This window comes from Cellulomonas sp. ACRRI (assembly GCF_022346185.1).
GTDB lineage: Bacteria > Actinomycetota > Actinomycetes > Actinomycetales > Cellulomonadaceae > Cellulomonas.
Window position 1 is genome coordinate 1 of the sequence record NZ_JAKRMS010000144.1, and the last position, 10,192, is coordinate 10,192.

9 protein-coding genes are annotated in these 10,192 nt (G+C 73.8%); 1 reads left to right on the top strand and 8 read right to left on the bottom strand.

Annotation, left to right across the window (positions count from 1 at the left end):
- The 8 genes from MHY85_RS18390 to MHY85_RS18425 form a co-directional block, all read right to left on the bottom strand.
- Window positions 1–1,146: aspartate aminotransferase family protein (locus MHY85_RS18390; RefSeq protein WP_239199218.1), on the bottom strand; the 1,146-nt coding region annotated here is incomplete at its 3' end.
- 74 nt (window positions 1,147–1,220) lie between these two features.
- Window positions 1,221–2,381, bottom strand: a complete 1,161-nt coding sequence (locus tag MHY85_RS18395) for an ABC transporter substrate-binding protein (protein ID WP_239199221.1) — start codon at window positions 2,379–2,381, stop codon at window positions 1,221–1,223.
- A 111-nt stretch (window positions 2,382–2,492) separates the two neighbouring features.
- Window positions 2,493–3,305 (bottom strand): ABC transporter permease subunit, encoded by an 813-nt coding sequence (locus MHY85_RS18400; RefSeq protein ID WP_308191433.1) that lies wholly within the window; start codon window positions 3,303–3,305, stop codon window positions 2,493–2,495.
- Window positions 3,302–4,159 carry an ABC transporter ATP-binding protein gene (locus tag MHY85_RS18405; protein ID WP_239199224.1) on the bottom strand — a complete coding sequence of 286 codons (858 nt, stop codon included), beginning with the start codon at window positions 4,157–4,159 and terminating at the stop codon, window positions 3,302–3,304. The genes MHY85_RS18400 and MHY85_RS18405 overlap by 4 nt, the downstream gene beginning before the upstream one ends.
- A complete protein-coding gene (locus tag MHY85_RS18410) occupies window positions 4,156–5,139 on the bottom strand; it encodes an ABC transporter permease (RefSeq protein WP_239199227.1) in 984 nt (327 codons plus the stop codon). The genes MHY85_RS18405 and MHY85_RS18410 overlap by 4 nt, the downstream gene beginning before the upstream one ends.
- Window positions 5,136–6,167: a TIGR03842 family LLM class F420-dependent oxidoreductase gene (locus MHY85_RS18415; protein WP_239199230.1), complete on the bottom strand. Its 1,032-nt coding sequence runs from the start codon at window positions 6,165–6,167 to the stop codon at window positions 5,136–5,138. Before MHY85_RS18415 ends, MHY85_RS18410 begins: the two co-directional genes overlap by 4 nt.
- A gap of 38 nt (window positions 6,168–6,205) precedes the next feature.
- Window positions 6,206–7,639 (bottom strand): dihydropyrimidinase, encoded by a 1,434-nt coding sequence (hydA, locus tag MHY85_RS18420; RefSeq protein WP_239199233.1) that lies wholly within the window; start codon window positions 7,637–7,639, stop codon window positions 6,206–6,208.
- A 13-nt stretch (window positions 7,640–7,652) separates the two neighbouring features.
- A complete protein-coding gene (locus MHY85_RS18425; RefSeq protein WP_239199238.1) occupies window positions 7,653–8,501 on the bottom strand; it encodes a nitrilase-related carbon-nitrogen hydrolase in 849 nt (282 codons plus the stop codon).
- 201 nt (window positions 8,502–8,702) lie between these two features.
- Here MHY85_RS18425 and MHY85_RS18430 point away from each other — a divergent pair, with 201 nt between their 5' ends.
- Window positions 8,703–10,142 carry a PLP-dependent aminotransferase family protein gene (locus MHY85_RS18430; RefSeq protein WP_239199241.1) on the top strand — a complete coding sequence of 480 codons (1,440 nt, stop codon included), beginning with the start codon at window positions 8,703–8,705 and terminating at the stop codon, window positions 10,140–10,142.
- Window positions 10,143–10,192: the final 50 nt, after the last annotated feature.

Below are 10,192 nucleotides of genomic sequence, written 5' to 3' on the forward strand. Positions count from 1 at the left end.
CACGGGCTCCCGGGTCGCCCGGGACGTGACCAGCTCCAGCGCCCAGAACACCCCGGTCCCCCGGACCTCGCCGACCGACGGGTGCGCGTCCGCGAGCGCCGCGAGCCCGGGCGCCAGCACGTCGCTGCCGATGCGCGCGGCGTTCTCGACGACCTTCTCGTCCTCCATCGCCTCGATGGTCGCGACGACGGCGGCCATCGCCAGCGGGTGCCCGGAGTAGGTCAGGCCGCCGGGGTACACCCGGTCGTCGAAGACGTGCGCGACGGCGTCGGACAGCAGGACCCCGCCGGCGGGCACGTAGCCGGAGTTGACCCCCTTGGCGAAGGTGACCAGGTCGGGCACCACGTCGTGCTGGTCGAGGGCGAACCACGACCCCGTGCGGCCGAACCCGGCCATCACCTCGTCGAGGATCAGCAGGATGCCGTGCCGGTCGGCGATCTCCCGGACGCCCGCGAGGTACCCCGCCGGCGGCACCAGGACCCCCGCCGTGCCCGGGACCGTCTCGAGCAGGATCGCCGCGATCGACGACGGCCCCTCCGACTCGACGACCCGCGCCAGGTGGCGCAGCGCGCGCTCGCACTCCTCCTCCGGGGTCGTCGCCCAGAACTCCGAGCGGTACAGGTAGGGCCCGAAGCAGTGCACGTGGCCGCGGGCGTACTCGTTGGGCACCCGCCGCCAGTCGCCGGTCGCGACCACGGCCGCGCCGGTGTTGCCGTGGTAGGACCGGTAGGCCGACAGCACCTTGTCCCGGCCGGTGACCAGGCGCGCCATCCGGATCGCGTTCTCGTTGGCGTCGGCGCCGCCGTTCGTGAAGAACACCTTCGAGAACCCCGCCGGCGCGTGCCGCAGGATCGCCTCGGCAGCCCGGCCGCGCGGGAGGACGGCGTGCGACGGGGCGACGGTCGCGAGCCGTCCGGCCTGCTCGGCGATCGCCGCCACCACGCGGGGGTGCTGGTGGCCGATGTTGGTGTTGACGAGCTGGCTGCTGAAGTCGAGCAGGGTCCGCCCGTCGGCCAGCGCGACCTCGCAGCCGGCGGCCCCCGCCACGACGAGCGGGGCGAGCGCGCCCTGGGCGGACCAGGAGTGGAACACGTGCGCGCGGTCGAGCTCGAGGGCGAGCGCGCCGTCGGCGTCGAGTGCGGTCATGGGTGCGGGCCTTCCGTGGTGAGGGGTGGTGGGGTCGGGGCGGCGGCGCGGCGGACGCCGCCGCCCCGGCCCGGTCAGTTGCCGCCGGGCTTGAGCTCGACGGTCAGGGGCTCGAAGTCCGCGCCCTCGACGTCCACGCCCTCGGCCTCGAGCTCGTCGAGCGCCTGCTGCACGTACTCGTTGGTGTACGCGGTCTCCGGCGGGTCGGCGCTGATGATCGTCGCGCCGGTCTCGTTGGAGGTCTCCTTGGCCATCGCGACCGTCGCGTCCCAGGCGGACTGGTCGATCAGGCCGATGCCGCCGGAGGTCGACGGCCAGATGAGCTTGTTGACCTCGTTGGTCATCCACAGCTGGTGGCTGGTGCCGAGCGTCGAGCCCGCGGCCGTGACGATGTCGGCGGCCTCCTGCGGGTTGTCCCGGGCGTAGATCCAGCCCTGGATCGAGGCCTTGAGGAACGCGACGGTCGTCTCGGCGTACTCGGGGTCGTCGGCCAGCCGGCCGGCGTCCGCCCAGATCGCGTCCTGGAGCATGGCCGTGCCCTCGTCGTTCCAGTCGATGACCGAGAAGTCCTCGGGCTGGTAGAGCTCGCCGGTCTCCGGGTTCTCGGTCTCGAGCAGCTGGGCGTACTCGTTGTAGGTCATGGCCTGGGCCGCGTCGATGTCGCCCGCCAGGAACGCGTTCATGTCGAACGCCTGCTGGACGATCTCGAAGTCCGTCACGCCGGCCTTGTTGAGCCCGGCGAACAGCTCCCACTCGTTGCCGTAGCCCCAGGAGCCGATCGTCTTGCCCTCGAGGTCCGCGACCGAGTCGATCCCCGCGTCCGCGAACGACACCTGCAGGGTGGCCGACCGCTCGAAGATCTGCGCCACGTTGGTGATGTCCGCGCCCTGCTCGATCGAGCCGAGCACCTTGGGCACCCACGCGATCGCGTAGTCGACCTCGCCGTTCGCGAGGGCGTCCTGCGGCACGATGTCGCCGCCGCTCGGGAGGATCTCGACGTCGAGGCCGGCGTCCTCGTAGTAGCCCTGGTCCAGCGCGGCGTAGTAGCCGGAGAACTGGGCCTGGGTGAGCCACTGGAGCTGGAGCTTCACGGGGGTCAGGTCCCCGCCGCCGCTGCTCGGTGACTCCGTCGACCCGGCCGTGTCGTCCGAGCCGCCGCACGCGGTCAGCGCGAGCGCCGCCACGACGCCGAGCGCCCCGAGCCCGAGGCGGGCCCGCCTAGTGGTGTTCCTCATGTCGTCCCCTTGTCGTCGCATCACGGGAGAGCCCTCCTGGCGCCGTCGGCAGGCGGGGTGGTGCCGGCCCGCGCCGACCCCCCGGGCGCGGGACGTGTGGTGGCGCGGCGGTCAGGCCCGGCGCACCCCGCGGGTCCCCCACCGCTCGACGGCGGAGGTGGCCCCGTAGAACAGCAGCCCGACGAGCACGCCGCCGAGCACGTAGGCCCAGGCGCGGGCGTAGTTCGACCCCGCCGCGGCCGTGGTGATGAACGACCCGATCCCGGACCGCGGGCCGCCGAAGTACTCGGCGACGATCGCGGAGATCACCGCGAGCGAGGACGCCAGCCGCAGGCCGGTGAAGACGAACGGCAGGGCGGTCGGGATCGTCACGGCCCGGGTCGCCTGCCGCGGCGTGGCCGCGTACGCCCGCATGAGGTCCCGGTGCACGGGCCGGACCTGCCGGAGCCCGCGCAGCGTGTTCACGAACACCGGCACGCCGACCGCGACGGCCACCACGATCTGCCGCCCGGTCTCCACCGAGGCGCCGTACATCGTGTAGAGCACCGGGGCGAGGGCGACGACCGGGACCACCGCGAGCCCGGCGACCACCGGGTCGAGCAGCAGGTCGACGGCCCGCACGGCGGAGGCCAGGATCGCGGCCGCGATCGCCACCACCGCGCCGATCACGAGACCGACCAGCGCGTTCGTGCCGGTGACGAGCGCGGCCGAGGCGATCGTCGGCAGGAACTCGGCGAACTCGCCGGCGATGGCCGCCGGGCTCGGCAGCAGGAACGGCGGGACGTCGCCGAGCGTCACCACGGCCTGCCACGCGGCGACCAGCGCGGCGAGGAGGATCACGGGCGCGGCGCGGTGACCCCACGCGGCGGCGGCGCGGCGGGCCCGCGCCGGGGCGGCGGCGGGCGCCGGGGCGGCGGCGCTCACCGCGTCTCCACCCCGCGGCTCGGCACGTCGGACCCGCCGTGCAGCGCCTCGCGCACCGCCGTGACCGCCTGGAAGTACGCCGCGTCCTCGCGCAGGTCGTCGCCGCGCGACCCCGACCGCCCCAGCCCGACGTCGACGATCCCCGCGATCCGCCCCGGCCGGGCCGACATCACCACGACCCGGTCGGACAGGAACACCGCCTCGGGGATCGAGTGCGTCACGAACACGACCGCCGCCTGCGTCTCGGCGCAGATCCGGACCAGCTCGGACTGCAGCCGCTCGCGGGTCATCTCGTCCAGCGCCCCGAACGGCTCGTCCATCAGCAGCAGGCTGGGTCGCTCGGCGAGCGCCCGGGCGATCGCCACGCGCTGCTGCATGCCGCCGGACAGCTGGTCCGGGAAGTGGTCGGCGAAGTCGGTGAGCCCGACGAGCGCCAGCATCTCGTCCGCGCGCTCCCTGCGGGCCGCGCGGCCGACGCCGTGCAGGGACAGCGGCAGCTCGATGTTGGCGCGGACGGTGCGCCACGGCAGCAGCCCGGCCTGCTGGAACGCGATGCCGTAGTCGTGGCCGAGCCGCGCCTCCCGGGCCGGCCGCCCGAACACGTCGATCGAGCCCGACGTCGGCGCGTCCAGGTCGGCGACCAGGCGGAGCAGCGTCGACTTGCCGCAGCCGGACGGCCCGATCAGCGACACGAACTCCCCCGCGCCCACCGTGAGGTCGACGTGCTCGAGGGCGGTGACGGACCGCCCGCCCTCCCCCGGGAAGACGCGGCCGACGCCGGAGACCTGGACGGCCGCGGCGGCGGTGGCCGGCACGCCGGTGGGGGCGGCACCCGCGGCCGTGGGCGCGCTCACGCCGTCACCTCCGCGCGGCGGAACCGGCGCAGCGCGGTGCCGAGCAGGGCGACCGCCCCGGAGGCGACCAGGCCGAGCAGCACGGCGCCGAAGATCGGCGCCCAGGGCTTGGCGGGGTCGCTGCTGGCGAAGTTGGCGAACTCGAGGATCATGCGTCCGATACCTCCGGGCATCCCGGTCGAGACCTCCGCGACGACGACGCCGAGCACGGCGCTCGTGGCCGCCAGGCGGAGGGCGGGCAGCAGGTGGGGCACGCTCGCGGGCAGCCGCAGCCGGACCAGCTCCTGGGACCAGGAGGCGGCGTAGCCGGCGAACAGCTCGCGGTGCAGGGTGTCGGGCGAGGTGAGGCCGCGCAGGGCCCCGACCGCGACCGGGAAGAACGCCAGGTACGAGGCGATCACGGCGACCGACATCCACGGCTCCCAGGTGAAGCCGAGCTCGAGCTTCGACCCCCAGCCCTTCACCAGCGGTGCCAGCGCGATGAGCGGGACGGTCTGGCTCAGCACGACCAGCGGCAGCACCGCCGAGCGCGCGACGCGGAACCGGGTCATCAGCAGGGCGAGGGCGAACCCGACGACGACGCCGATCACCCAGGACACCGCGGCGATCCGGAGGCTGGTGCCGCCGGCGCGGAGCACCGCGAGCCACAGCGGGTCGGCGCCCGGCTGGGACGTGAGCGGCTCGCCGAGCCGGGCCAGCATCTCGGTCACGTGCGGCATCGCCAGGTCGGTGGTGCGCGGCAGCACCCGCAGGTCCCCGACGCTCCAGCCGTCCTCGGGGACGACCGCCTTGACCAGCTCCCACAGCGCGGCGAGCAGGACCAGGGCGGCGAGGCCGAGGGCGACCGGGCGGAGCGCGCGGAGTGGCGCGGGCAGCGTCCGGGTCCGGCGGGCGGCCGGCGCGAGCGCGGCCGCCGAGGGGGCGACGACCGCCGCGTCCCCGGCCTCCGCGACGCCCGGGCCCGCGACCCCGGCCGTCATGCCGTCGCCACGACGTGCTCGGCCATCGCCGGGATGACCCGCTCGCCGTACATCCGCAGGGTCTCGTCCTTGTTGTCGTGCTGCAGGTAGCCGGCGAACTGGGTGACCCCGAGCTCGCGGAGCGCCTGCAGCTTCTCGACGTGCTCGCGCGGGGACCCGAGCAGGCAGAACCGCTCGACGATCTCGTCCGGGACGAACTGGGTGTGCGAGTTCCCGGCGCGGCCGTGCTCGTTGTAGTCGTAGCCCTGCCGGCCCTCGATGTAGTCGGTCAGCGCCTTCGGCACCTGCGACCCCTGGCCGTACTTGGCGACGATGTCCGCGACGTGGTTGCCGACCATGCCGCCGAACCACCGGCACTGCTCGCGCATGTGCGCCCGGGCCGCCGGGGAGTCGCCGTCGCCGACGTACATCGGGGCCGCCACGCAGAACTTGATGGCGTCCGGGTCGCGCCCGGCGGCCTCGGCGGAGTCGCGGACGGTGCGGATCATCCACGACGCCACGTCGGGGTCGGCGCACTGCAGGATGAACCCGTCGCCGACCTCGCCGGTCAGCTTGAGCGCCAGCGGGCCGTACGCCGCGACCCACACCTCCAGCGCCGACCCGCGGGACCACGGGAACTGGACCTTGCGGCCGTTGTGCTCGACCGCCCGGGAGTTCGCGAGCTCGCGGATGACGTGGATCGACTCGCGCAGCGTCGCCAGGTTCGACGGCTTGCCGGCCAGGGTGCGCACCGCCGAGTCGCCGCGGCCGATGCCGCAGACGGTGCGGTTGCCGTACATCTCGTTGAGCGTGGCGAACGAGGACGCCAGCACGGTCCAGTCCCGGGTGGCCGGGTTGGTCACCATGGGCCCGACGATCACCTTGCGGGTGGCCGCGAGGATCTGCGAGAACACGACGAACGGCTCCTGCCACAGCAGGTGCGAGTCGAAGGTCCACACGTAGTCGAACCCGTGGGTCTCCGCCTGGCGGGCCAGGTCCACCACCCGGGACGCGGGCGGGTCGTTCTGCAGGACGACGCCGAACTCCATGGGCGTGCCTCCTTCTCGGGGTCGAAGGGGTGGGGCCGTCAGATCAGGTACTGCGACAGGCCGCGCTTGACGTACTTCCCGTGGCCGGCGCGGCCGAGGAACGCGCCGCCGTCGACGACGACCTCGCCGCGGGACAGCACCGTGTCGACGTGCCCGTCGACCTCGAAGCCCTCCCAGGCGGAGTAGTCCATGGCCATGTGGTGCGACTTCCCGACGCCGATCGAGGTGTGCCCGTTCGGGTCGTAGACGACGACATCCGCGTCGGCGCCGGGCGCGAGGACGCCCTTCTGGCCGTACATGCCGAACATCCGCGCCGGGGTGGTGCAGCAGATCTCGACCCAGCGCTCCAGGCTGATCTCGCCGGTGACGACGCCCTGGTACAGCAGGTCCATCCGGTGCTCCACGGAGCCGATGCCGTTCGGGATCTTCGAGAAGTCCCCGAGGCCCATCTCCTTCTGGTCCGTCATGCAGAACGGGCAGTGGTCCGTGGAGACGAGCTGCAGGTCGTTCGTGCGGAGGCTGTTCCACATCTGGTGCTGGTGGCCCTCGTGCTTCGAGCGCAGCGGCGTCGAGCAGACGTACTTGGCGCCCTCGAAGTCGCCCCACCGCTCGCTGCTCGCGCCGAGGTGGTCCTCGAGCGACAGGTAGAGGTACTGCGGGCAGGTCTCGCCGAACACGTTCTGGCCGCGGTCCCGGGCCTGGGCGATCTGCGCGGCCGCCTGCTTGGCGGACACGTGCACGATGTACAGCGGCGCCCCGGTGAGGTCGGCGAGCATGATCGCCCGGTGGGTGGCCTCCTCCTCGGCCTGCCAGGGCCGGGAGACCCCGTGGTAGTACGGGCTGGTCTCGCCGCGGGCGATGTGCTGCTGCACGAGGGTGTCGATGACCGACCCGTTCTCGGCGTGCATCATGATCATCGCGCCGTTGTCGGACGCCTTCTGCATCGCCCGCAGGATCTGCCCGTCGTCCGACAGGAACACGCCCTTGTAGGCCATGAACAGCTTGAAGGACGTGACGCCCTCGGCGATCAGCTCGTCCATCGCGTGCAGCGAGGAGTCCTGCACGTCCGACAGGATCTGGTGGAACGCGTAGTCGACCGCGCAGTTGCCGGCCGCCTTGGCGTGCCACAGGGCGTACTGGTCGACCGGGTTCTCGTGCGGGTACTGCACCACGAAGTCGACGATCGTGGTCGTGCCGCCCCAGGCCGCCGCCGTCGTGCCGGTCTCGAACGTGTCGGAGGCGAACGTGCCGCCGAACGGCATCTCCATGTGGGTGTGCGCGTCGATGCCGCCGGGGATGACGTACTTGCCGGTCGCGTCGATCACGCGGTCGACCGTCTGGGTCAGGTCGACGCCCAGGGCGGTCGAGCCGGGCTGCAGCAGCGCGACGATCGTCTCGCCGTCGATCAGCACGTCCGCGGCGCCGCGGCCGGTCGCGTTGACGACGGTGCCGCCGGTGATGAGGGTCTTCATCGCGATCCCCCGCTCACGGCGCCACGATGGGCCCGTAGGCGTCCGGCCGGCGGTCGCGGAAGAACTGCCACCGCTCGCGGGTCGTCCGGATCACGTCGAGGTCCAGGTCGCGGATGAGCAGCTGGTTCTCCGAGGAGGAGCCCACCTCGCCGACGTAGTTGCCGTCCGGGCCGACCGCGTACGACGAGCCGTAGAAGTTCACGGCCTCGTCCCCGTACTCGTTGTCCTCGAGCCCCACACGGTTGTTCGCGATGACGTAGTACCCGTTCGCGATGGCCGCGGCCGGCTGCTCCACCTCCCACAGCTTGTTCGAGATGCCGGGCGCGGTGGCGTTCGGGTTGAAGACGATCTCCGCGCCGTTCAGCGCCAGCACCCGCCAGCCCTCCGGGAAGTGCCGGTCGTAGCAGATGTTCACGCCGATCTTGCCGACCGCCGTCTCGAACACCGGGTACCCCTGGTTGCCGGGGCGGAAGTAGAACTTCTCCCAGAACTTGGGCAGGTGCGGGATGTGGTGCTTGCGGTACGTGCCGAGCAGAGTGCCGTCCGCGTCGATGACCGCCGCGGTGTTGTAGAGGACGCCGGGCTGGTCCTCCTCGTAGATCGGCAGCACGATCACGATGCCCAGCTCCTTGGCCAGCGCGCTGAACCGGTCGGTGGTCGGGCCGGGGACCGTCTCGGCGTACTCGTAGTACTTCGTGTCCTGCGTGATGCCGAAGTACGGGCCGTAGAACAGCTCCTGGAAGCCGATGACCTGCGCGCCCTCGGCCGCGGCCTTGCGCGTCCAGTCCTCGTGCAGCTGGATCATCGACTCCTTGTCGCCGGTCCAGGTGGCCTGGGTGAAGGCGACGCGCACGACTGACATGGAGGACCTCCGCGTGGTGGTGGGACCGGGACCGGGCCGCCGTGGCGGGGCCCGATGGGAATGTGACTCTGGGGGTTGAACATTTCTGCGGCGTTTCTGCCGGTAACGACCCCGAGAACGTCGATGACGGGGTTGTAAACACTGCGGCGCCGGGTCGCGGGCGGGTCCTCGCGCGGTGCGCGCCGGGGCACGATGACGCCCATGGACGTGGCCCAGCACGTGGAGGACCGCAGTCCCCGGGGGATCGCCGCCGCCGTCTCGCGCCTGGTGCGCAGCGGCGACCTGCGGCCGGGCGACCGCCTGCCCACCGTGCGCCGGCTCGCCGCCGAGCTGGGCGTCAGCCCGGCCACCGTGAGCGGCGCGTGGCAGGCGCTGGCCGCCGTGGGGCTCGTGGCGTCGCGCGGGCGGGCCGGGACGGTCGTGCTGCCGGAGCCGGCGTCCTGGCTGCCGCCCCGGTACCGGGACCTGGCGGCCGGCGGGCGGTCGGACGGGGTCCCTGCCCGGCCCACCGCCGCTCCGCCGGCCCCGGCGCCCCGCCCCGGTCCGCCGCTCGACCTGTCGGCCGGCACCCCCGACCCCGCGCTGCTGCCCCCGCTCGGGCGCGCGCTGGCCCGGGTGGCGGCGGCGACGCCCGCCGCCGGCACCGGCTCGTACCTCGGCACCCCCGTCGTCGAGCCGCTGGAGCGCCTGCTCCGCGCGTCCTGGCCGTTCACTCCGCAGCGGGTCACGGTCGTGGACGGCGCGGTCGACGCGATGAGCCGGACGCTCGAGCAGCTGGCGGGGTTCGGCGACCGGGTCGTCGTCGAGGACCCGTCGTTCCCGCCGATCTTCGACCTCTGCGACCAGCTCGGCCTGGAGCGGGTCCCGGTGCCGCTCGACCGCCAGGGCCTGCGGCCGGACGCGCTCGAGGCGGCGCTGCGCACGGGCGCCGAGGTGGTCGTCCTGCAGCCCCGGGCGCACAACCCCACCGGCGTGTCGATGACCTCGACCCGGGCCCGCGAGATCGCGGCGGTCGTCCGCCGGCACCTGGCCGCGACGCCCGGCGCCGGGCTGACGATCGTCGAGGACGACCACTCCGGCGAGATCGCGTCCTCCGCCGACGTCTCCCTCGGCAGCCACCTGCCCGACCGGGTCGTGCACGTGCGGTCGTACTCCAAGTCGCACGGCCCGGACCTGCGCATCGCGGCGGTCGGCGGGCCGGCGGCGGTGCTGGACCGGGTGGTGGCGCGCCGGATGCTCGGGCCCGGGTGGACCAGCCGGCTGCTGCAGCACGTGCTCGCCGACCTGCTGGACGACGGCGACGCGCTGGCGGCCGTCGCGCAGGCCCGCCGCACCTACTACGCGCGGCAGCGGGCGCTGAGCACCGCGCTCGCGACGCACGGCATCGAGGTCCAGCCCGGGGACGGGATCAACCTGTGGGTGCCGGTGGCCGACGAGGCGACGGCGCTGGTCCGGCTGGCCGCGGCGGGCATCCGGGTGGCGCCGGGCGCCCCCTTCCGGGCGACGACCGGCCCCGACCCGGCGGCCGGCGCCGAGAGGGGCGGGGCGGGCCACGTCCGCGTCACCGTCGGCGCCCTGGCGGGCGGCCCGGACGAGGTCACCCGCGTGGCGACGGCCCTGGCCCTGGCCGCAGGCGCGTAGCGCCCCGCCCCCGCCCCCGCGCTGCGCACACCCTCCGCGCGCCCTTCCTC

What these genes read in the sequence shown, in the direction of transcription:
- MHY85_RS18415 (WP_239199230.1), bottom strand. Translation starts at nt 6,167, where the DNA reads ATGGAGTTCGGCGTCGTCCTGCAGAACGACCCGCCCGCGTCCCGGGTG.
- MHY85_RS18425 (WP_239199238.1), bottom strand. Translation starts at nt 8,501, where the DNA reads ATGTCAGTCGTGCGCGTCGCCTTCACCCAGGCCACCTGGACCGGCGAC.
- MHY85_RS18410 (WP_239199227.1), bottom strand. Translation starts at nt 5,139, where the DNA reads ATGACGGCCGGGGTCGCGGGCCCGGGCGTCGCGGAGGCCGGGGACGCG.
- MHY85_RS18430 (WP_239199241.1), top strand. Translation starts at nt 8,703, where the DNA reads ATGGACGTGGCCCAGCACGTGGAGGACCGCAGTCCCCGGGGGATCGCC.
- hydA (WP_239199233.1), bottom strand. Translation starts at nt 7,639, where the DNA reads ATGAAGACCCTCATCACCGGCGGCACCGTCGTCAACGCGACCGGCCGC.
- MHY85_RS18395 (WP_239199221.1), bottom strand. Translation starts at nt 2,381, where the DNA reads ATGAGGAACACCACTAGGCGGGCCCGCCTCGGGCTCGGGGCGCTCGGC.